This is a genomic window from Pseudomonas sp. A214 (genome assembly GCF_900156295.1).
Classification (GTDB): Bacteria; Pseudomonadota; Gammaproteobacteria; order Pseudomonadales; family Pseudomonadaceae; genus Aquipseudomonas; species Aquipseudomonas rhizophila.
The window spans coordinates 1,614,465-1,637,038 of the sequence record NZ_LT707062.1; the positions used below are offsets into that span (position 1 = coordinate 1,614,465).

Here is a 22,574-nt window from a genome sequence, read left to right on the forward strand (position 1 = left end):
TCCTCCAGGAACGTTGTGCTGCTTGATCGTCGGTACGCTGGAAGATTGTTGTTTTTGAGCCAGCTAAAACGTGTAACAGGGCTGTATCGGCTGCCGACTCTGGATCTGAAAGGATTTTTTTGGAGTGTCAGGCATTCGCTGGAGAACTTGCTGCGCGCCTCAGGGTTATCCTGAATTCCAGGCAAAAAAAAGCCCGCGGGAGGGCGGGCTAAAACCTTAGTTTCTTGAATGAGCGAGGGGACTTTACCCAATCACGCGAACGCGTGGGGTGAAGAAAAGTTCATGAGAGGCGGGTAGCAATGAGCAGAGAACGAAGCCCTCAACCTGGATCAGATTGAGGGCTTCTCTCAGCGCCTGACAACCTCACCTCAGATCAAACCGATCCAGGTTCATCACCTTGACCCACGCAGCGATGAAGTCGCTGACGAACTGCTCCTGCGCATCTGCGCTGGCATACACTTCGGCCAGGGCCCGTAGTTGGGCGTTGGAGCCGAAGACCAGATCGACACGAGTGCCGGTCCATTTGACCTGACCGGTCTTGCGGTCGCGGGCTTCGAACGTTTGCTGGTCGTCTGAGAGCGGTTTCCATTCCACGCCCATGTCCAGCAGGTTGACGAAGAAGTCGTTGGTCAACGCACCTGGCCGTTGGGTGAAAACCCCATGCCGGGTTTGGCCGACATTGGTATCGAGCACACGCAGGCCGCCGATCAGTGCGGTCATTTCCGGTGCACTGAGGGTCAGCAGTTGCGCCTTGTCGATCAGCAGTGCCTCGGCGGATACGCGATACCTGCCCTTGAGGTAGTTGCGAAAGCCATCGGCGATGGGTTCAAGAAAGCCGAACGACTCGACGTCGGTCTGCTCCTGGCTGGCGTCCATACGCCCCGGCGAGAAAGGCACCGTCACGCTGAGCCCGGCATTCTTCGCCGCCTGTTCAATGCCGGCGCTGCCAGCCAGCACGATCAGGTCCGCCAGGGAGATTTTTTTACCACCGGACTGGGCCCCGTTGAACTCGTCCCGGATTTTTTCGAGAGTCGCCAGCACCTGCGCCAATTGTTCCGGCTGGTTGGCCGGCCAATCTTTCTGCGGGGCCAGACGCAGCCGGCCACCGTTGGCACCGCCGCGCTTGTCGGAGCCACGGAAGCTGGACGCGGCCGCCCAGGCGGTGGACACCAGTTGTGAAACCGACAGGCCCGAGGCCAACAGTTTGCCTTTGAGGGATGCGATGTCGCTGTCGTTGACCAGGGCATGGTCCACTGCCGGGATAGGGTCCTGCCAGAGCAGCTCTTCGTTGGGCAGTTCCGGGCCGAGGTAGCGCGAGAGCGGGCCCATATCGCGGTGGATCAGCTTGAACCAGGCCCGGGCGAAGGCGTCGGCCAATTGGTCCGGGTTCTCCAGGAAGCGCCGTGAGATTTTCTCGTAGATCGGGTCGAAGCGCAGCGCCAGGTCAGTGGTCAGCATGGTTGGATTGCGACGCTTGGACGGATCATGGGCGTCCGGAATGATGCCCGCGCCAGCACCGTTTTTTGGGGTCCACTGATGCGCACCGGCCGGGCTCTTGGTCAGCTCCCACTCAAACCCGAACAGGTTCTCCAGATAATTGTTGCTCCAGCGGGTGGGCGTGGTGGTCCAGGTCACTTCCAGGCCACTGGTGATGGTGTCGGGGCCTTTGCCGGTGCCGAATGCGTTCTTCCAGCCCAGGCCCTGTTGTTCCAGGCCGGCGGCTTCAGGCTCGGCGCCGACATTGTCCGCAGGCCCTGCGCCGTGGGTCTTGCCAAAGGCATGGCCGCCGGCAATCAGGGCCACGGTCTCTTCATCGTTCATCGCCATGCGGCCAAAGGTTTCGCGGATATCCAGCCCCGCAGCGACCGGGTCCGGTTGACCCTCGGGGCCTTCCGGGTTGACGTAGATCAGCCCCATCTGCACGGCGGCCAGCGGGTTCTCCAGATTGCGCCCCAGATCGGTACGGCTTTCTTCATTGCCCGGCTCGGCCACCAGTTGTCCTTCGCCGGGATCTTGCATCGCGGCTTTATCCGGCTTGCCGTAGCGGGTGTCGCCGCCCAACCATTTGTTTTCGGAACCCCAGTAGACGTCTTCATCCGGCTCCCAGACGTCGGGACGACCGCCGGAAAAGCCGAAGGTCTTGAAGCCCATGGATTCCAGCGCGACGTTGCCGGTGAGCACGATCAGGTCGGCCCAGGATATGTTGCGACCGTACTTCTGCTTGATCGGCCATAACAGCCGGCGCGCCTTGTCGAGGCTGACGTTGTCCGGCCAGCTGTTGAGGGGCGCAAAACGCTGTTGGCCGGAGCCTGCGCCACCGCGCCCGTCGCCGGTGCGGTAAGTGCCGGCGCTGTGCCAGGCCATACGGACAAAGAGCGGGCCGTAGTGCCCGAAGTCCGCCGGCCACCAGTCCTGGGAGTCGGTCATCAACGCATTCAGGTCATTTTTCAGGGCCTGGAAATCCAGGCTTTTGAATGCTTCGGCGTAGTTGAAATCCTCGCCCATGGGGTCGGACAGCGGGGAGTGTTGGTGCAGGATTTTCAGATTCAGCTGGTTGGGCCACCAGTCACGGTTTGTGGTGCCACCACCCGCAGCATGATTGAACGGGCATTTCGATTCGTTTGCCATGAGGAGCTACCTTGGTCGTATTCATCCAGCTATCCAGCCCGAGCGGGCTCTATAGCGACAGGTGAAAATCAATACGTAGATGCAGGGCTCACAGTTCGCTCATTGATCGTTCGGCCTTCCGGCAATCGACGTCGATTGACCGCATCGTGGCCCACGGCAAGCCCAGTACGTTTCGAACGCTTTCGTATCTCTTATCAGGTCTGATCCGGCCAGCTTACGCTGGCGCTGAATCAAGGCTAGTCCTTCTGTGGCAGATCGCTAATAGCCGCAGTATTAATGGTTAATAGGCAGATTCTTTTACCCGGCTTGCCGGTCGAGGCAGATGATAGGGCCAGCGCTTGGTTACGGGAGAGGACCGGACCATGAACGAACGCCCCCGCAGCACGGCCATCCACGAAGCCGGCCACGCCTTGGCTTTTTGGTGGAACGGCCAGCCTATAAAACGCGTCACCGTACGCACCCGGGCTGAAGCCCGCGCGGGACCGATGTTCGACCTGCTCGGTCACCCGCAATACGCCGAAGGGTTAGTGGAGGCCGATTACCTCGTCCTGCGCCCGGCCTTCACCGCCCGGGGAATTGCTGAATATTTGCCATCGATGGTCGACTTTATTGAACGCGACCTGATCCATTGCTTTTCAGGGCCTGTGGCCGAAGCGATCTACCGACATCGCCAATCCGACCGGCTGTTCCGAAGCAGTGGCCGCGCAGACCTCGTCCGCGGGCATGAACTGATCAGCCTGCTGCCCCCACGCCTGTTGCTCGACGCCGAATCCCGAGCCATCGCCCGTAGCAGTTGCCTTGTGCATCGTTACTGGTTTGCCGTCCGCGCGGTGGCGGACCTTTTGCAGGAGCAGGGGGCGATCGAGGGAGAGACCGTCACCGCACTGCTGCACGAGATTACTGGGGAGGCGCCGGTGCGGTTGGGGAATGAGGTGAGGAGTCTTGATCTTTGATCGAGGGACTCACTGAAGGTTATATGTGCGAAATTTATGAGAGTAGGTGGATAGTTATTGATTTCTGTTGGGGTTGCGCTGCTGGCGACAGCGCGAAGTTGATTGTTTGCTTTACCAAAGTGTGGAAGCTGAAAGGGCTGATCTTTCAGTTTCAACTAGCAGAGCGAGCTGGTTTACTGATTCCAAAAGCTCTTGGTGATTGTTGGTTGAGTTGTATTGCAAAGCTTTTAAGTTGTAATTGCTGGATAGAAGTCTCTTGTACTCGGGTGTGATTGTTCCGCCTAAAGTAACAAAGTGAGGTGGCGCGGCGCCGAATGAGCGAGCGTACTGTTCCAGTATTAATGATAGATCTGGATCATTCATCCCGCAGCCAATGAATATGAATGTGTGGGTGAAAATTAGAGAGTCAATGGCGCGATAAAAATTCGCATGTTCATTGCGGATGTCTGCGTAATCCTCTCTGGTGAATATCAGCTTGTCTGGAGTGTCTATGCAGCCGTGTACTTTCAAAATTAAACGCTGGTGGCCAGTGCCGCGAAGTACTCTGGGAATATCCTCGTCGTAATATTTTTTTTATCTTTAGCAAATTATGATTTTGAGTGGATGCATAGCTATCGAAAATTTTATCAAAGTTAGGTGTTAGTACAATGGATGAGTCTAGAGAAAATATGGCTCTGTGGAGTTCGTTAGGTCTAAACTGTGGGGTTAGAAAGTTGCTCTCTACAAATGGTACCCAGTCTTGGTCAAGCTTGTATTTTATTATCTGGCAGCAGCTTAAATAATCTCCGTTTTTGAGGAGTCTGTTTAGCTCGGTTTTAGGCCCTGTGCAGCGAGCTATCCCCGCAGTCAAAAATGCTTTCCAAGATGGAGGGCTTAAGCCTGCTGCATTAACGGATGTCATAGAACATCCTGCACCCATAAATATTACTGATCTTCTTCGGGCTATGGACGAAACTACTTCTTCAGGCCATGCGATCATTGGAAAGCCTTCACGTTGGAGGTGAAGTTCTCAGCGATCCTTTCAAAAATATCTGCTGACTCTTTAACCTTCATGAAGTGTGCTCCAACAATACCGTCAGAAGCTTTTAAGTCAAAAATAGGTTTTCGACTATTTTGAGACATTGGTATTAAGCTGTGGAGGTTGGGGATGGATCCGAGCTTGTAATCCAGTCCCGCAGGACTATTTTGTTGCTCGATTAGACTGTTTTCAATCGCTTTTGGAACTTCTGACATGATTTTTTCATACGCTTTAACTGCACGTCTCTCACCAGTCGCGTCTTTCTTAGCCGTGTACTGTTGATTGACATATCCGAGAAGTTTAAGCCTGAATTCTAGGTCATCTACTTCCGTCTCTTCTGGCTCTGATAGGCCCTGAAGATGCAGGTCCAGCCGTTTTTTCCATTCTTTGAGCCATGCAGATATGTTTTCTGTTGCTCGAATGCTGAAAATATCCATCGAAAGTGGAAGTATAAAATAGTCGCATGCTATCAATACAGCTCTATTTATCGATCCCAGCGATGGTCCCATGTCAAAAAAAACGTAGTCATAGTCATCGCAGTGCGATAAGAATTCGCGGAACATATAAGTCGTTCGTACACCGCGAATCCCACCTGAATTCCAGTCGGAGGCCAAAGTGTCTTCAATTAGTGCTAGTCGGGGGTCACCTAATAGTACATCAATGCCAAATGACTCTGATCTGCGGTACTGATTCCCTACTGAGTATCCTTTGCCTTGGGATAGCGGGCGTGCCATTGAATAAATTGTAAAGGCTGTTTTTTTATCATAAATTTCCTCTAGTACATTATCGTCGAATGTGTACTGGGTTGCATTTGTTTGCGGGTCAGCATCTACTAAAAGTATTTTTTTATGCTTTACGTTGGCTAAGTATGCTGCGAGGTTGCATACAAGTGTGGTTTTTCCTACACCACCTTTATTGGTAAAAAAAGCTACGGATTTCATAATTTCCCTATTAAGTGGTGGATGCTGATAACAAATACTGGGCAATGATGGCCTAATGCCGTCTATTTGTCGATAGGATCCTATCCTGCGTTACGGCCTATAGAAACTCTGACCAAACCTTGGGAAAGGGAACAGATCTATTTACTATGATTTATAAATAACTCTATCTCCTTTCCTCTTTCTCTCAGACACATTTCAAGTGCCCGTCAACCGCGCATATTCCGCATCCAGATAGGCATCCACCGCTTCCACATCCAGCGACCCCGCCATGTAGTAGGCTTTGACTTCCTTGATCGCCAGCGTCCCGAACCGGGTCCAGGCCACTAGGTTGCTGCGCAACATGAAGGCGACGATGTTGCCGCCCGAACGCAGGGCCGCATCGGTGGTATCGACCAGGCACAACGTGCCGTGGCCGATCAGCAGCATCCGGCGTAACTCCGGATTGTTGGCGGAAGGGACGCAATCGCGCCAATCCTGTTCATGATAAAAGCGCTGCTTCACAACCCACATCATTCGGGTGAGCAGTTCGGTGATCAGTACGGGGATCGCCATCGCCAACCCGTGGCGTAAGTCGTAGCCCGACTCGAAGACTTTCACCGCTATGGTCGAAAATGTCTGGCGATGCTGTCCGAAAGAGCCCACATTGATAAATTGCAGCAGCGAGTAGAAGGGCATTGGAATGCCTGAACCGCGCCCGGCGTTCACTTTGCCGCGCCCGCCCGACGAGCCGGCCATGTCGGAAAACAAATGCCCCAACCAATTCATAAAACCGGCAAATACCTTGGCGACTACGTTGCTGCCGCTGAGCTCGAAGGTGTCAGTATTGATGCTGATCAGCTTCCCCTTGTCGACGAAGTGCGCTGTGTTGCTGAACTGATCGAGGATGGAAAAAAACATTCCGACCAGATCCGGGGAATGGCCGAGGCTTTTGACGTGATGGTTGCTGAGCGACATATTCTTCACAGCTCCGCCCGTGTCATGGCTGGTGCCGTGGTCGTAATTGATCTTGAACTTTTTCTCGAGAAAACCTATGGCGCTGGCGGTCTCTTGGCCAGGCTTGCCCGGACCTTTCCAGCCGTTAAACTTGGCAAACCGCTGCACCGCGTTGTCGGTCTGGTTGTCTGCCCACTTGCTCAGCGCCCCTTTCCCGGGGACTCCGACGAACAGCACATCCACCAGGCCGCCGATCAGGCCGCAGGTGCCGGCAATCATGTAGTCGTATTTGTCGCAGGCCGCCGCTTTTATCGAAAATTCGTCCTTGATGCGTTTCTCCAGCGCAATGCGCTGGCTGTCGGTCATCAAGTCGCGGAACGGGTCTTGGGCGAAGGCGAGGTCGTGCCGCGTGGCGTAGTTCTCCAACTGCGACAGGTAGGACGGCCAGTCGGTGTCGGCATCGATGTCAATGGTGTCGAGCAGGGCTAGGGGTTGCAGCGTCGTTTGATAGTCCGACGGTGCATCCAGCAAGTATTCATCGAAGACCACCAGGTCCTGCTCTTCGACGACGAACACTGTGTCCTGCTCGTTGACAATGCTCTGCGCCTGGGCCAGCAGACTGTCGAGCAGTGTGTCGTTGCTGCGCTGGTCCTGGCTCAAGCTGTTGAGAGAGCTGAGCATACTGTCCAGATGAGCATTGGTCTTGTCGAGCTGGTGCTGCTGGACGAGCATGGCCTGCGCCTGATCGTCCAGAAAGCGCTTCTGCGTCATGAGAACAGACCGCTCAGTTTCTCACGCGCCTTGCCGGCAACGTCTGCCGCCGTGCCTTTGAGAACGTCGCTTACGTTGAAGTAACCAACGGCCTCGAAGGCCCTGGCAAGGCTTTCCAGATCCTTGCTGTTTTTATAGCGTTTAATACCGAGTTTGGTCACCGTTTGTTCTTCGGCGTCCTTACTGGTGACCACGACCGAGCGTTCCTCATAGAAGCCGCGGATGAAGTCATAAAGTTCGGCTTTGGTCGGTTCGCGAGTCAGCGACTTGAGCTTGCCTTCGTCCAGGTACTGGGCGCAGCGCAATTTGGTCGCGCTGGCCTGGGCGGAGTTGGATTTGTCGGTCAGTACCGTGCCGGCGCCGGTCATTTGCGTCATCAGGCCCAGTAGCTTCTTGATTTTCTCGTCCTGAGCGCCGTGGGCCAGGATGTATTCGTTGAGTTTGCCGGTGATGAAATTGATGTCTTTCATCACTAGGGAAATGGTCAGTTGGGTTTGTTTGATCACTTCATTGAGCATCAGCTCACGACGCTTGGAGCGGGTCAGCTCGTTGGCGCCAGTCAGCTTGCGCACGCCGGCATAGGTCCCTACGCCGATCAACACTGCGACGCCTATGCCCGTCATCATTCCTGACATTCCGAGCAAACCACCCATGCCCAAGCTAGCCAGACCAGACGTCAGCCCGGCGGCGGACATGCCCACCACCGACCCCGACAAGTACACCGCCGCCAAGGGAGTGCCTACGGCCGCAGCCTTGGCGGACAGTAGTTTGAGGGCCGAGACAATCTGGTCATCGGTCATGTCATCGCGAAGCATGTCGTGGTCGTTTTTGATTGCCAGCACGGCCAGTTCGATCTCTTCATCGCTGACTAATAACAGCCCGCGGTGTTTTTGCAGAAACCCGAATGCGCCAATATCCCGGCCACCGGTGCTGTAGAAGAGATTGATCAGATCCTTGACCAGGGAAATATGCAGCGCCTTGATTTGACCGCCCGGGCTGTGGTTATCGATTCGGGCCAGCAAGGTTTCCAGGGGGATTTGCGCATTGCTGGAGCCCATGTAGGCCCTCAGGGTAAAGCGAGTTTCGGGGCTCAGGTCCAGACGCGTCATCAACTGCAGGATTTCAGCGAATTCCTTGTCATCGATTATGTCGTCGTTGTCATAAGCCATATTGATGACAGCCTGGACGTAGGCCACTTTCAGCGCTTCGCTCAGTTCATCGATGGAAACTAGTTGGCGCTCTTCCCTGTACTCGCCGAAGTCCTGCACACAGGCTTGTAGCGTTTCCGCCAGTTTGCGGTAGTTACAGTTCAGTAGGCCGGTAATGGACAGGCTGCTACCTTCGTTGCGGTGGATCAGCAGCGACACTTCGATTTTGTCACTCTTGCTGCCGGTGACAGTTTCAACGTATTCCGCCGAGGCAATCGAAGCATAGGGAACACTGACTGGATCGGAGAACGAAGCGCGATAGATGAGCTGTTCACCAGTGAACAGAATGCCGTCCTTGCCGCTGCCCAGCAGTGTGTTATCGAGCAGGGCGACCACGTTGGAAGGGTTGCCACCGAAGGCGAATGATTTGACTGCGTTGTTGAGTTTTTTTTCGTCGATCTGCGGAGCGATGGACATTTTGTTCGAAACGCTGCCGAGGTTCTCGCGCAGGTAAACGTTAACGTTGGTCATCTCACGTCCTTGTCAGTAGTGATCAGTGGCTTTTTGCCATTAAAGGAATCTAACAAGATGTGTCGTCCGGGTACAGACCTATCGATTGTTGACTGACGATGGCAGCCACAAAAAGTCCCCGTCTTTTTTGTCATTGCGGCGCTGTTCTTCGAGCACGTTCATTGGGCACGAGAGTATCCACGCTGCAACAGATGCAGACGGGTAAGCGAGGCTGAAAAGTTGCCTGTCCAGAATTCGAGCGATTGATCAGCATTCTCGGTCATTCCCTAATCTCTTCCAGACCGATAGAGCGGTGAAGGTCACCATGGCTGAGGACGAAATCCTTGTCTTTATCTCGACCGGCTTGAGCTGACGGCCGGAGAGGCGGAGGCAGGCATGAGAGCTACCTCTGTCAGCGTTTTGGTATCCCAAAACAATGACTCGGATGGCTTGGAATACCATGGGAATACTCAACCGGTGAGAACTCACGACTCCTCTGCTGAGCTCAATGGCCCTGAAACCCCCGTATTTACTGGATTTCAGGCACAAAAAAAGACGTCCGTGGACGTCTTTAGATGATGAAGTGGTGGAGCCGGGGGGATTTGAACCCCCGTCCGCCAGTACTCCGCTGTCGGTACTACATGCTTAGCCGTGTCTATTAAGTTAACCCTCAGCGACCCGACGGGCAGGGTGCTTTGGGCGAGTTGTGTAAGTTTTAGCCGATTCGTCCACAACGTACTGCACGGCGATTCCGTTCTATATGACAATCACTTTGGGTTTACGGACATCCCCTGGTGATTGCTGGACCCGAAGGTACCAGAAGGGAAGGGCTAAGGCTGCTTACGCAGCGAGAGCGTATTCCCCGTAGGTTTCGTCATTGGCAACTATAGGAAGTTGCAACAGTGGATTTACGAGTTCTGTTACCAACTCGGCATGCACCTAAAGTTTCGCAACCGGCGTCGAATCCTAAACGGCCCCGAGCCTGTAGCTCCGTGAATCAGCTGGAGCGACAAGCCTGTGCAGTGTACGCCAATACGCGGCTGAGGCCAACCCGAAGGTTGGCCTGACGCGAGGTTACTACTGATCGCCTTTGGTGTTGTTCTGCAATTTCTGAATGGCCTGAGTGGTCAGCGAGATGCAGTTCTTGGTGCCTTCCTCGGTGCCTTTGGCCTGTTCCGCCGTGGCTTGTCCGACGGTGGCGTCAATTTCGGTTTTCATGCCTTCGCTCATCTGCTCGGTGCTGACCTGGGCGTCTTTGATTTTCTGCAGATTGATCTGGCAAAGGTCTGCCTGGTTATCTGCGAACACCGGAGAGGCCAACAGCGCAGCGGAAATGAACAAGCCAGCAAATGCAGTGTGCTTCATGTGTATCTCCTTGAACGTTTGGTCTCGGTGCTGCCGGACATCGCCGCCAGGCCCGAGTCAATAAAGGGCCCGACGGCGTCGGGCCTATTCAAGTGACTACAGCGAAACGCAGGAATTCGATTTTTCTTCGGGTGCGATGGGGAGCCCCTCAGCATCAGCAGATTTGGGCCGGGTGACGCGATCCACCAGATACACCAGGCCGTGGTAGTCGATTTCGCCATGGCGCGTCAGACCGATCTCGCAGGTGCGGCTGGTGGAGACGCCTTCGCTGCAATACTGCACCGCGTCCTTGAGGGTTCGCAGTGAGTGGGCGTTGAGCTCCGGTGTGGTGAAGCCTTTGTCTCCGGCAAAACCACAGCAGTGGATGCCTTCGGGGATCACGACTTGCTTGCTGCATTTGCGCGCCAGGTCGATCAGCGCCTGGCTCTCGCCCAGGTGCTGGGTACTGCACGTGACGTGTACGGCAATCGGTGCATCCTGCGGGGTGAATTCGAGACGGTCCATTAAGTGCGTACGAATGAAACGTACCGGGTCGTACAGGTCCAATCGAACATTTCCCAAGTCCTGGACCAGGCGCAGCGTGCAAGGGCTGGTGTCGCAGTAGATCGGGTCGATCCCGCCGCGGCTGGCGTGGAGCAGGGCGCCGATCAACTCCTGGCGTTTGTGCTCGGCCTGTTCCGCGTAGCCTTTGGATGCGAAAGGCTGGCCGCAGCACAGGCTGTCCACGTTGTCCGGAAAGACCACCTGATAACCGGCTTTTTCCAGCAGTCGTTGAGTTTTTTCATACAGCGACATCTGTTCTTTGTCACCCGCCGCCGGCGCCATGGCGCGCGACACACACGCGGCCAGATAGACCACGCGCGGGCGTTCGTCGCAGACGGCCGGGCTGAAGCGGATGGCTTTTTCCGGCTGCGGCATGGCGTTGTCCCACTGGGGAACCTGACCCTTCGACAGTCGGGTCAGGCCGGCTGACAGGCGGGCCAGTCGCGGCGCGCCCAGCAGCATTCGGGCACCGTTGGCGACGTGCAGGGTAAAGCGTGCGCCTTGCAGGGCGATGGCGAAATTGCTTGCCAGCCAATCGGCGGTTTTCGTACGTGTTGCGCTGCGGCTACGGAGTTTTTTCACCAGCTCGCCGGTGTTGATGCCGACCGGGCAACGTTGTGCGCATAACCCGGTGGCGGCGCAGGTGTCGATGCCGTGGTATTGGTAGGCCGTTTCCAGCGCTGAAGTGTCGATGCCTGCGCGCTTTTTCGCCTGGATGTCCCGCCAGATCACGATGCGCTGGCGCGGGCTTAAGGTCAGGTCTTTGGACGGACAGACCGGCTCGCAGAAGCCGCACTCGATGCACTTGTCCACTATCTCGTCGGCCGCCGGCAGCGGCTTGAGGTGCTTGAGGTGGATTTGTGGATCTTCGCTGAGCACCACGTCCGGGTTGAGGATGCCGTTAGGGTCGAGCAGGCGTTTGAGTTGCCACATCAACTGGTAGGCGTCGCTGCCCCACTCCAGTTCGACGAATGGCGCCATGTTGCGGCCGGTGCCGTGTTCGGCCTTCAACGAACCGCCGAACTCCACCGCCACCAACTGCGCCACGTCATCCATGAATGCTTGATAGCGCGCAACTTCTTCGGCGTTGTTGAAGCCTTGGGTGAAGACGAAATGCAGATTGCCTTCCAGGGCGTGTCCGAAAAGAATCGCCTCGTCGTAGTGATGTTTGTCGAACAACTCGATCAGGCGGTTCACGCCAAGGGCCAGTTGCTCGACCGGGAAGGTCACGTCTTCGATGATCACCGTGGTCCCGGTTTTGCGTACCGCGCCCACCGCAGGGAAAGTGTCTTTGCGGATGGCCCAGAGTCGCGCGTTTTCTCGCGGGTCTTCGGTGAAGTCGACCTGTTTTTCCACAGGGAAACCGGCCAGCGATGCCATGATCCGGGCCAGTTGCTCTTGCAGCAAAGATGACGAAGCCGCGCGGGATTCAATCAGCAGGGCGCAGGCATTTGTCGACAGATGCTGTACGAAATCCGGCATGCCCGGTTTGTCCTGCACCGAACGCAAGCTGCGCCGGTCCAGCAACTCCACCGCCGATACCGGCTGGCTTTTCAACACCGTGACCGCGTTGCAGCAGGTTTCCACGTCCGGGAAGACGATCAGCGCCGAGGCTTTGTTCGGGTGATCGATGACGGTGTTGTAGGTCACCGCGCTGATGAAGCCGAGCGTGCCTTCGGAACCCACCAACAGGTGGCTCAAGATATCCACAGGCTCGTCGTAATCCACCAAGGCATTGAGCGACAGGCCAGTGGTATTTTTCAGACGGTATTTGTGGCGAATTCGAGCCGCCAGCTCGGTGTTGGCGCGGGTCTCGCGGCCAAGGGTTGCCAGACGTTCCAGCAGTTCGCCATGGCTTGTACGAAAGGCCGCCACGCTGGTTTCATCTTCAGTGTCCAGACGGGTGCCATCGGCCAGTACCAGGCGGATGCCGGCGAGGGTGTGATAGGTGTTTTGCGCTGTGCCGCAGCACATGCCGCTGGCATTGTTGGCGACGATGCCGCCGATTTTGCAGGCGTTGATCGATGCCGGATCGGGGCCGATCTTGCGGCCGAACGGTGCCAGCCAGGCATTGGCCTGGGCGCCGATCACGCCGGGCTGCAAGCGGATCTGCATGCCTTCTTGGCGAATCTCGCGAGCGTTCCAGTTATCCCCCAGCACGATCAGCACCGAGTCGCTGATGGCTTGCCCGGACAGGCTGGTGCCGGCGGCGCGGAAGGTGACCGGGACCTGGTCCCGTTGGGCCAGTTTTAGCAGGGCGATCACTTCATCTTCGGATTCGACGCGTATCACCAGTTTCGGAATCAGCCGATAGAAACTGGCGTCGGTGCCGAAGGCCAATGTCGACAGCGGGTCGTCGAAACGGCGCTTTGGCGGGATCAACTGCTGTACGTCGCGCAGGAAAGGGGCCGGAAGCGTCATTGGTCCTCCAGAATCAGAACCACCAGATCCTTCGGACCATGGGCGCCATAGGCCAGCACCTGTTCGATGTCGGCCGTCTTGGAGGGCCCCGAGACCAGCAGGGCGTTGGTGGGCATGCCTTGGGCCCAGGCGAATTCCTGTTGCACTTCATAGAAGTTGTCGCGGATTTCGCTGGCCTTGAGCAAAGCAAAATGCACCGGCGGAACCAGGCTCATCAACCGCGGTTCTTCACGCGTCGGCCAGAGAATCAGGCTACCGGTTGCCGCGATGGCACCCAGGGTCCCGGTCAGGCTGGCGGGGGTGTCGTTGAACAGTTCGGCTTTCCATTGCTCGACAGGCCGGTCGTAGGCCTTGAGCGTTGGCAGCTCGGGATTGTTCGCCCAGAACTGTGTGATTTTTTGCCCGTGAGGCGTCGTCGGGGCGATGAGCAGGCTGGGTAATTGACGGTCGCGCAGCAACTGCGCCAGCAGCGCCGGCCAACCTTCGCCAGACGTCAGGTGGATTTCAGTGTGCACCGCTTCCATCAGTTTGCGCAGTTGAGCGATGCGCTCCTCAGGGGCGTAGCGATAGGTTTTCGTCACCAGGTCGACATCGAAGTTGTCGGCCACTGGTGTGGTGCCGGTCAGACTTTTACGCAGCTTGGCGAGGATATTGTCCTTGGCGCTCATCGACGGTCTCCCTGCTGGTTCAGGTGTTCGCGGGCCAGGTCATGCAATGAGCGGGCGGCGGGTTTGGGGGCGCTGTGGTTCTGCGTCCATGGGCCGACGTTGTCGGGCGTCAGGGCGCGCAGGCGCGTGGCGAGGAAAGCGAACAGCCGATACAGGCGCGGCGAACTGTTGAGTCGGGCCCAGGCGTTCCAGATGAAGCGCTCCTTGGGCGAATACTTGCTGCCCTGGCCACGCATCACCGGGTTCGGACTGTCCGGTGCCTTGACGTTTTCTTCGCGCAGGCGCCGCAACAGCGCCGGAATTGGAATCTTCACCGGGCACACTTCGCCGCAGGCACCGCACAGTGAAGAGGCGCTTGGGTGGTCCGGCACTTTGGCCAGGCCCACCATGTGCGGCGTGATGATTTTTCCGATAGGCCCCGGGTAAACCTCGCCGTAGGCATGACCACCGATTCGGGTGTAGACCGGGCAATGATTCATGCAGGCGCCGCAACGAATGCAGTTCAGGGTCTGGCGCAGTTCGCTGTCGGCGAATGCCTGGCTGCGCCCGTTGTCCAGCAGGACCAGGTGCACTTGCTGAGGGCCGTCCAGTTCGTCGGCCTTGCGTGGGCCGGAGATCATGTTGACGTAGGTGGTGATCGGCTGGCCGAGGGCCGAGCGGGTCAGCAGCGAGAGCAGCGGCACCACGTCCCGCAGGTTCTCCACGACTTTTTCGATGCCGGTCACGGCAATGTGAACCGGTGGCACGGTGGTGGACATCCGCCCGTTGCCTTCGTTTTCCACTAGCAGCAATGTGCCGGTTTCAGCCACGGCGAAGTTGACGCCGGAGACGCCGATGTCAGCCTCGAAGAATTTCTGCCGCAGGACCTTGCGACCGATCTGAATGAGTTGGTCAACGTCCTTGGTGTACTCCACGCCAAGTTTGTCGTGGAACAAGGACGCGACCTGACCGGCGTTCTTGTGGATCGCCGGCATAATGATGTGTGAAGGCTTCTCGTGGTCGAGCTGGACGATGTATTCCCCCATGTCGGACTCGAGACATTCGATGTCCCGACCCTCGAGGAAATGGTTCATCTCCATCTCTTCGCTGACCATCGATTTGCCCTTGATCACTTGCCGCGCCTCGTGAGCGCGGATGATCGAGAGGACGATGCCATTGGCTTCGTCCACCGTTTCCGCCCAGTGTACTTTCACACCGTTGCGGGTCAGGTTGGTTTCAAGCTGCTCGAGCAGGTCGGGCAACTTCGATAACGCACGAGCGCGGACGGCATTGCCCAGCACTCGCAGATGTTCTCTTTCGTGGGCATCGCTGAAGGACGCTGCCCGCTTGGTCATCAGTGAATCCATCGCTGTGCGAAAGTTGTTTCGCAGTTGCGTGTCGTCCAGCGCCTTGTGGGCCCGGGCGCGAAAATCTTCCTGCACCTCAACGGTCGGAATCAGCGTCGGTGTGCTCATACGACACCCCCGGTGCGCTGCCAGAGGAAGCTCGCCAGGTGCTGCCCGCGTAATGCTTGCCGCTGTTTCTCCAGGGCGCCATTGATATTCATCAGGCAACCGCAGTCGGCACTGACGACCTGGTGCGCGCCGGACTCCTTCAGCGCGCGGGTCTTGTCGGCCACCATCGCGCCGGAAATATCCGGCATGCGAACGCTGAACGTCCCACCAAACCCACAGCATTCACTTTCATGGCTGTGTTCGACGCGCTCCACGTTGTCCAGCTGCGCCAGCAAGGCGCGGCCATGCAAGTGGGTGTTCATTTCCCGTCGTGCCGAGCAGGAGGTGTGCAGCGCGACCTTCACCGGTTCGCCCCTGTCGTTCAACTGCACCTTGCAGACAAACAGCAGAAACTCGGCCAATTCATAGGTTCTGGCCGCCAGGGCCTGGACCTGTTTGAGCGTATCGGGCTCGTCCTTGAACAGGTCGGCATAATGCTCGCGCAGCATGCCGGCACAGGAGCCCGACGGCACCACCACCGGATAATCTCCGGCAAACAACGCCAATTGCGCCCGCGCTACCGTCCGGGCCTGCTCGGTGTAACCGGAGGTGTACGCCGGTTGCCCGCAACAGGTCTGCCCTTGCGGGTAGTCCACCCGTATCCCTTCGCGCTCCAGAAGATGAATCGCATCCATCCCGGCTTCGGGATAGAACAGGTCCACCACGCAGGTTCCGAACAGGTAAACCCGTTCGGGCTTGTTGCTGGGGTACTGCCGAGGCTCGGGCAATGGCGGGGCGACACGGGTCGCATTCGGCACGGCGTTGTAAAAAAGCTCGCTCATCAGGCGTGTCTCCGGGTGGTCCCGGTTATCCGTCCGCTGAGGCTGCTGAATATAGATAAGGAATCTTTCAGCAGCCTTGCAGACCCGGTTATCAATAGCAGACGCCGAATCGTGGTTCGGCGTCGTTCTTTTTCGGTGTTAGCTGTCGTGCTTAGTGCACCAGCATGCCGGTGAACCAGTAGGCCTGGGCCAAGGTGATCAAGCCCACGATCGTTGCAAAGAATAGGCTGTGTTTCAGGGTGAAACGGAACAGATCCGATTCCTTGCCCACCAGGCCGGTCGCAGCGCAGGCCACGGCAATGGACTGTGGCGAAATCATCTTGCCGGTCACGCCGCCACTGGTATTGGCTGCGACCAGTAATGTGTCGTTGACGCCGATCTGGTGCGCGGTGGTGGCTTGCAGTGAGCCGAACAGCGCGTTGGACGAGGTATCGGAACCGGTCAGGAATACTCCCAGCCACCCCAGGAAGGGCGAGAAGAACGGAAACGCCGCGCCCGTGCCGGCCAATACCAGGGCCATGGTGGACGACATGCCCGAGAAGTTGGTGACGAAGGCGAACGCCAACACCATGCCAATGGACAGGATAGGCCAACGCAGCTCGTAGAAGGTTTCTTTTAAAGTGGTAAGACCAGTTCTGAGGTTGATCTTCAGCACCAGCATCGAGATCAATGCGGAAAAGAAAATCGCTGTGCCGGTGGCGGAAATCGGATCAAGTTTGAAGATCGCCGGGATGGCTGTTGGATTGGTCACGATCGGCGCGACCTTGATCACCATCTGATCCAGGTGCGGGATGGCGAAATTGAACACCCAGCCGTACATCGATCCGCCCGGGGCGAACATCGCCTTGAACGGTTTGAGCGTCCAGATCGTCACCAGCACGGTGAGGATCAGGAACGGTGACCAGGCCTTGAGGATTTCTCCCAGGCTGTAAGGGGAAGCCACGGTGCTGCGTGGCTGGCCGAAACCGCCGACGCTGGCGGTAATGGCTGCGCTGGAGGTGGCGCCGGCAATCTGGGCGCCTGCGGTGCGTTTTGGCTGCCAGATTTTCAGGAACAGGGTCAGGGAAACCAGGCTGGCAAGGGCCGACGTGATGTCCGGCAGTTCCGGGCCGATGAAGTTGGAAGTGAAGTATTGGGTGATGGCGAAGCTCAAGCCTGCCACCAGCGCCGCCGGCCAGGTTTCCCGAACGCCGCGCAGGCCATCCATCATGAACACCAGCCAGAACGGTACAAACAGCGACAGCAATGGCAATTGACGGCCCGTCATGGCGCCGATCTTGAACGCGTCGATCCCGGTGACCTGGCCGGCCACGATAATCGGAATGCCCAGGGCGCCGAAGGCCACGGGGGCGGTGTTGGCGATCAAGCAAAGGCCGGCGGCGTACAGGGGATTGAAGCCCAGGCCGACCAGCAGCGCCGCGGTAATCGCTACCGGCGCGCCGAAGCCGGCGGCACCTTCCAGAAATGCCCCGAAGCAAAAGCCGATCAACAGCACCTGCAGGCGCTGGTCATCGGTGATCGACAGCACCGAGCTGCGGATCACTTCGAACTGGCCGCTCTTGACGGTCAGTTTGTAGAGAAACACCGCCGCGACGATGATCCAGGCGATAGGCCACAGGCCATAGGCAAAACCATAACCGGCAGCAGCGAACGCCATGTCCGCCGGCATTTGAAACGCGAAGATTGCCACGGCAATCGCCAAGGCCAGGGTGATGCTGCCGGCCACATGTCCCTTGAGGCGAAACACCGCCAGGGCCAGGAAGAAAAATACGATGGGAATAACGGCCGCAAGTGCGGACAAGCCGAGGCTGCCGAGCGGGCTGTAGAGCTGTTGCCAGGTTTGCATAGTGGGTGGGCCCCTAATTGTTGTTGGTCAGGCACTGGTCAGCGATTTTGGATAATTGGTAAGACCAATTTACAAGCGCTGTCGGCTAGGGTAAAAGCCTTGGTTGTCGCATGTCAATTTGCCGCTCTGAAACTTTCGTCGAATGAGTGCGGCCGATGGCATCTGATCTGTGGGTCGAAGTGGCTTCTGGAGGGTGTCGGCGGGGCGCGGATAGGCGAGAATAGAGAGCCCGGCGAGCCGTCGGGATCGTGGAGAGTCGAGTTATGGGGTTTGATCAGATTCGTCAGCGCCGTTTGTCTGACGATATTGTCGAGCGGCTTGAAGGAATGATCCTTGAAGGCACGCTGAAGTCCGGCGAACGCCTGCCCGCCGAGCGTGCCTTGGCCGAGCAGTTCGGCGTGTCACGCCCTTCGTTGCGCGAAGCGATTCAGAAACTGGCGGCCAAGGGTTTGCTGGTCAGTCGCCAGGGCGGTGGCAACTATGTGGTGGAGTCGCTGGGCTCAACCTTCAGTGATCCCCTGTTGCAGTTGTTGGAAAGCAATCCTGAGGCGCAACGTGATTTGCTGGAGTTTCGCCATACGCTGGAAGCTTCCTGCGCTTACTACGCGGCACAGCGGGCCACGGACGTGGACCGCGAGCGGCTGACGGCGGCGTTCGAGGAGCTTCAGGATTGCTATTCACGCCATGAAAATGTGAGTCGGGCTGAGGAGGGCGCGGCGGATGCGCGGTTTCACCTGGCCATCGCCGAAGCCAGTCACAATGCAGTGTTGCTGCATACGATTCGGGGTCTGTTCGATCTGCTCAGGCGCAACGTCGTCACCAACATTGGCGGCATGTACAAACAGCGCAGCGAAACCCGAGACATGCTGATCAGTCAGCATCGGGAGTTGTACCAGGCCATTATGGGCGGCCACGCCGAGCAGGCGCGGGAAGTCTCCAGTCGGCATATTCTGTATGTGCAGGAAGTGTTGGAAGAGGTGCGTCAGGAAGTGCAGCGGGTGGCGCGGGCAGAGCGGCGCAAGGGGATGTAGTCAGTGGGTTCTATAGTGATTGGACCCCTGTGGGAGCGGGCCTGCTCGCGAAAGCGGTTTGTCTGACACATCAAGGTTGCATGTGCCTCCGTCATCGCGAGCAGGCTCGCTCCCACATTGGATCTTCAGCGAACGCATAACCCAGGCGAAAGAATCAGTCTTCCTTGCCCTTGTTGCGTACCGCGCGTTGCAGCTCGCGACCGGCGTCGCGTTCGCGCTCGGTATCACGCTTGTCGTATTCCTTCTTGCCTTTGCCCAGCGCAATTTCGCATTTGATCAAATGCTTGCTCCAGTACAACGACGTGCAGACGCAGGCGTAGCCTTTTTGCTGCACGGACGCGAAGAGCTTTTCCAGCTCGCGCTTGTTGAGCAGCAGCTTGCGCGAACGTGTCGGATCGGCGATCACGTGGGTGCTGGCGGTGGTCAGGGGCGTGATATGGCTGCCCAGCAGCCAGGCCTCGCCGTCCTTGAGCAGCACATAACTGTCGACCAGTTGCGCCTTGCCTGCACGTAAGCTCTTTACTTCCCAGCCGGCCAGGACCATGCCAGCCTCGAAACGTTGTTCGATGAAGTAGTCGTGTCGCGCTTTTTTATTTTGCGCGATGGTCCCTGTGGGGTGTTTCTTCTGTTTAGCCATAGGGGCGGCATTATAGGCAGTTGCGGGCGTGTCGGCTACGGTGAAGCTACGTGCTTGAGCAGGTTGAATGAATCCCGGACAATGCGGCCTCTTTTTCGAACGCTTGGGCGTGATCACGATGTCGACAGACAAGGTTTCTGTCCACGGCAGTTGGGCTAGCCGCTGGGTCTTCATATTCGCCGCAACCGGTTCGGCCGTGGGGCTGGGCAGTATCTGGAAGTTTCCCTACATGGTCGGCGTCTATGGCGGCGGTGCCTTTGTATTGATGTTTCTGGCGTGCATCGCGCTCATCGGCGCGCCGGTGATGCTGGCCGAAACCCTCATCGGTCGTCGCGCCCGGCAAAGCCCGGCCAATGCCCTGAAGGTGCTGGCAGTGGAGGCCGGGCACTCGGCCAAGTGGTCGTGGGGCGCGTTTGCCGGAATGATCACGGCGCTGCTGATCCTGTCTTTCTACAGTGTGGTCGGCGGCTGGTCGCTGGACTACATCATCGATATGGGGCGTGGGGACTTTCAGGGGGTGACACCCGATCAGGTTGGCGCCTACTTCGGCGATGTGATCTCCGATCCCTGGCGGCTGACACTTTGGCATACGATTTTCATGCTGCTTTCTGCGGTGGTGATTGCCCGCGGGGTGGTTGCGGGGCTTGAGCGCAGCCTGCGAATCATGATGCCGCTGCTGTTCGTGATGATCCTGGTATTGCTGGGCTACAGCATGACCACCGGGCACTTCATGGAGGGCGTTCACTTCATGTTCGATTTCCAGCCGGAGAAAGTCATGGATGGCCTGCTGCCGGCCATGGGGCATGCGTTTTTCTCCCTGAGCGTGGGGGTGGGCTCGATCATGATCTATGGCGCCTACATGCCCAAGAGCGCCTCGCTGACCAAGACCGTTGTAGGTGTCGCGCTGCTGGATACCTTTGTATCGTTGCTGGCCGGGCTGGCGTTGTTTCCGATTGTCTTCGCCGCCGGCCTGAACCCCAGCGAAGGGCCGGGGCTGATGTTCGTCAGCCTGCCATTCGCCTTCGGCAACATGGCATTTGGTCAATTCATGGGGGTGGTATTTTTTCTCCTGGTGGCCATTGCTGCCTGGAGTTCGGCCATTTCCCTGCTGGAACCCATGGTCGCTTATCTGGTGGAGCGAACCCGGCTCAGTCGCGCCTGGGTGACGTTCTGGCTGGCCTTTACCTGTTGGTTCGTTGGCCTGGGGACGGTGTTTTCCTTCAATATATGGAAGCAAGCGAAGTTTTTCGTGAACGAAGGAGGGATGTTCCATCTCTACCAGTGGGGAACAACCGGAGGGCTGGATTTCTTCGGCGTGATTGATTTCTTCACATCACGGATCATGCTGCCGCTGGGTGGTTTGTGTTTCGTGGTGTTTGCAGGATGGGTCATGGGGCGTGAGGCGGTGCGTGACGAATTGTCGTTGCGCAGCCCTGTACTATTTACCTTGAGCCTGTTCTTGATGCGCTATGTAGCGCCCATCGGCATTCTTGTAGTGTTTGCCGCCCAGCTGTGGAAGTGACGCTTACATGACGACACATATTCAACGCTCGGCCTTGCTGCCCTATCCGGCGCAGGCGTTGTACGACCTGGTCAACGATGTGGCAAGTTACCCGCAATTTTTGCCTTGGTGCTCGTCCGCCGAAGTGCTCGAAAGCTCTGAAGCCCATATGCGCGCCAGGCTCAATGTCGCCAAGGGCGGATTGAGCCAGCACTTTGTCACGCGCAACACCCTGGTGCCTGGACAGTCCATTGAAATGAACCTGGAAGAGGGGCCTTTCAATCAGCTCCACGGCGTCTGGGTGTTCAAGGCGCTGGGAGAGAAGGCCTGCAAGATCAGCCTGGATCTGTCGTTCGACTATGCAGGTCCGTTGGTGCGGGCCACGTTGGGGCCGTTGTTCAATCAGGCGGCCAATACCCTGGTCGACGCGTTCTGCCAGCGCGCCAAGCAAAACGCCGAGCTTGCCCGGTGATTGAGCTGGAAGTGGTGTATGCCGGCGTCGATCGTCAGGTCTTGCGCGTATTTTCCGTGCCGGAAGGCACGAGTGTTCGGGCGGCGTTAGAGGCGTCCGGCATTGCTGCTGAGTTTCCGCAACTGGATCTGGCCACTTGCCCGGTGGGGATTTTTGGCAAGGTGGTTGCCGATCCGGATCGCCAGGTGGTGCAGGCGGCTGATCGACTTGAAATTTATCGACCGTTATTGGCAGATCCAAAAGAGATTCGGCGGCTGCGCGCCGCCAAGGCCGCCCAGGCGCGCCAAGCTGATCAATAGTCAGCTCTGAATTGCAGGCAATAAAAAACCCGGTAAGCCGGGTTTTTTATTGAGCAATTTATTGCGGCGAAGTATCCAGTGGTTCTGGCGTCGGGACCGGTACGGTCTCGACGTTGTCCACGTCCTTCTGGATCTGATCGAGCAACGAGCCTGGCTTGACCGGTTTTTCCGGTTTCGGCTGCTCGGCATTCTGGGTTGGGTCGGTCACCGTAGTGCCGCTGTCCTGGCCCATAATGGCCTCGTCGCGGCTCACGCCGGGCATGAAATCGCCAGACAGGCTGACAAGTTGGTCATTGGCGTTGAAGATAACGCTGATGCGTTCCTGTTGGCGTTCACCACCACCTGGTTGCAGGCTGTACAAATAATCCCAGCGATCGGCATGGAACGTGTCGGTCAGCAGAGGGTTACCCATGATAAACCGTACTTGCCGACGGGTCATTCCCGGGCGTAACTGGTCTATCATGTCCTGCGTGACGACATTGCCCTGCTGGATGTCGATTTTGTAAACCCCGGGGAATGAACAACCGGCGAGTGCGAGCAGTCCCACAAAGGTGAAACTGGTTAGCAAGAGCTTGGTGTTTTGCATCGGTGGGCGACTTCCACTATCTTGGCTG

The 22,574-nt window shown here is 57.5% G+C and carries 18 protein-coding genes and 1 other RNA gene; 5 read left to right on the plus strand and 14 right to left on the minus strand.

Going from position 1 to position 22,574, the window contains the following annotated elements:
- Positions 1-363 precede the first annotated feature (363 nt).
- The gene (gene katG / locus BW979_RS07345) at positions 364-2,628 is read right to left on the minus strand and encodes a catalase/peroxidase HPI (RefSeq protein WP_076383515.1); all 2,265 of its coding nucleotides are present in this window, start codon (positions 2,626-2,628) and stop codon (positions 364-366) included.
- 362 nt (positions 2,629-2,990) lie between these two features.
- On the opposite strand from katG, the gene BW979_RS07350 reads away from it, so the two are divergent.
- Positions 2,991-3,581 (plus strand): hypothetical protein, encoded by a 591-nt coding sequence (locus BW979_RS07350; protein ID WP_076383516.1) that lies wholly within the window; start codon positions 2,991-2,993, stop codon positions 3,579-3,581.
- 111 nt (positions 3,582-3,692) lie between these two features.
- On the opposite strand, the gene BW979_RS28085 is transcribed toward BW979_RS07350, so the two are convergent.
- From BW979_RS28085 to BW979_RS07405, 11 genes are all read right to left on the minus strand, one after another.
- The gene (locus BW979_RS28085) at positions 3,693-4,133 is read right to left on the minus strand and encodes an SIR2 family NAD-dependent protein deacylase (RefSeq protein WP_083714371.1); all 441 of its coding nucleotides are present in this window, start codon (positions 4,131-4,133) and stop codon (positions 3,693-3,695) included.
- A 423-nt stretch (positions 4,134-4,556) separates the two neighbouring features.
- Entirely contained in the window at positions 4,557-5,540 is a 984-nt protein-coding gene (locus BW979_RS07360; protein ID WP_076383518.1) for a ParA family protein, read from the minus strand.
- A 195-nt stretch (positions 5,541-5,735) separates the two neighbouring features.
- Positions 5,736-7,244: a hypothetical protein gene (locus BW979_RS07365; protein ID WP_076383519.1), complete on the minus strand. Its 1,509-nt coding sequence runs from the start codon at positions 7,242-7,244 to the stop codon at positions 5,736-5,738.
- Positions 7,241-8,923, minus strand: coding sequence for a hypothetical protein (locus BW979_RS07370; RefSeq protein WP_076383520.1), 1,683 nt, complete (start codon positions 8,921-8,923; stop codon positions 7,241-7,243). Before BW979_RS07370 ends, BW979_RS07365 begins: the two co-directional genes overlap by 4 nt.
- A 563-nt stretch (positions 8,924-9,486) precedes the next feature.
- Positions 9,487-9,880: a transfer-messenger RNA gene (gene ssrA, locus BW979_RS07375) on the minus strand.
- Between the two features lie 99 nt (positions 9,881-9,979).
- Positions 9,980-10,267, minus strand: coding sequence for a hypothetical protein (locus BW979_RS07380; protein WP_047229080.1), 288 nt, complete (start codon positions 10,265-10,267; stop codon positions 9,980-9,982).
- Between the two features lie 96 nt (positions 10,268-10,363).
- The gene (locus BW979_RS07385) at positions 10,364-13,231 is read right to left on the minus strand and encodes an FAD-binding and (Fe-S)-binding domain-containing protein (RefSeq protein ID WP_076383521.1); all 2,868 of its coding nucleotides are present in this window, start codon (positions 13,229-13,231) and stop codon (positions 10,364-10,366) included.
- Positions 13,228-13,899 carry a LutC/YkgG family protein gene (locus tag BW979_RS07390; RefSeq protein ID WP_076383522.1) on the minus strand — a complete coding sequence of 224 codons (672 nt, stop codon included), beginning with the start codon at positions 13,897-13,899 and terminating at the stop codon, positions 13,228-13,230. Before BW979_RS07390 ends, BW979_RS07385 begins: the two co-directional genes overlap by 4 nt.
- Positions 13,896-15,353, minus strand: coding sequence for a LutB/LldF family L-lactate oxidation iron-sulfur protein (locus BW979_RS07395; RefSeq protein ID WP_047229077.1), 1,458 nt, complete (start codon positions 15,351-15,353; stop codon positions 13,896-13,898). The genes BW979_RS07390 and BW979_RS07395 overlap by 4 nt, the downstream gene beginning before the upstream one ends.
- Positions 15,350-16,174 (minus strand): (Fe-S)-binding protein, encoded by an 825-nt coding sequence (locus tag BW979_RS07400; protein WP_076383523.1) that lies wholly within the window; start codon positions 16,172-16,174, stop codon positions 15,350-15,352. The genes BW979_RS07395 and BW979_RS07400 overlap by 4 nt, the downstream gene beginning before the upstream one ends.
- Positions 16,175-16,325: 151 nt before the next feature.
- The gene (locus tag BW979_RS07405; protein ID WP_076383524.1) at positions 16,326-18,020 is read right to left on the minus strand and encodes a lactate permease LctP family transporter; all 1,695 of its coding nucleotides are present in this window, start codon (positions 18,018-18,020) and stop codon (positions 16,326-16,328) included.
- A gap of 263 nt (positions 18,021-18,283) precedes the next feature.
- On the opposite strand from BW979_RS07405, the gene BW979_RS07410 reads away from it, so the two are divergent.
- A complete protein-coding gene (locus BW979_RS07410) occupies positions 18,284-19,051 on the plus strand; it encodes an FCD domain-containing protein (RefSeq protein WP_047229074.1) in 768 nt (255 codons plus the stop codon).
- A 154-nt stretch (positions 19,052-19,205) separates the two neighbouring features.
- Here BW979_RS07410 and smpB read toward each other — a convergent pair whose 3' ends face one another.
- On the minus strand, positions 19,206-19,688 hold the full coding sequence (gene smpB, locus BW979_RS07415) for an SsrA-binding protein SmpB (RefSeq protein ID WP_047229073.1): 483 nt from the start codon (positions 19,686-19,688) through the stop codon (positions 19,206-19,208).
- A 118-nt stretch (positions 19,689-19,806) separates the two neighbouring features.
- On the opposite strand from smpB, the gene BW979_RS07420 reads away from it, so the two are divergent.
- The 3 genes from BW979_RS07420 to BW979_RS07430 are packed head-to-tail and all read left to right on the plus strand — an operon-like array spanning position 19,807 to position 21,960.
- On the plus strand, positions 19,807-21,210 hold the full coding sequence (locus tag BW979_RS07420; RefSeq protein WP_076386545.1) for a sodium-dependent transporter: 1,404 nt from the start codon (positions 19,807-19,809) through the stop codon (positions 21,208-21,210).
- 7 nt (positions 21,211-21,217) lie between these two features.
- Positions 21,218-21,661, plus strand: a complete 444-nt coding sequence (locus BW979_RS07425) for a type II toxin-antitoxin system RatA family toxin (RefSeq protein ID WP_047229072.1) — start codon at positions 21,218-21,220, stop codon at positions 21,659-21,661.
- Positions 21,658-21,960, plus strand: a complete 303-nt coding sequence (locus BW979_RS07430) for an RnfH family protein (RefSeq protein WP_076383525.1) — start codon at positions 21,658-21,660, stop codon at positions 21,958-21,960. Before BW979_RS07425 ends, BW979_RS07430 begins: the two co-directional genes overlap by 4 nt.
- Positions 21,961-22,018: 58 nt before the next feature.
- Here the strand turns inward: BW979_RS07430 and BW979_RS07435 are convergent, their stop codons facing one another.
- A complete protein-coding gene (locus BW979_RS07435; RefSeq protein WP_047229070.1) occupies positions 22,019-22,546 on the minus strand; it encodes an outer membrane protein assembly factor BamE in 528 nt (175 codons plus the stop codon).
- Positions 22,547-22,574: the final 28 nt, after the last annotated feature.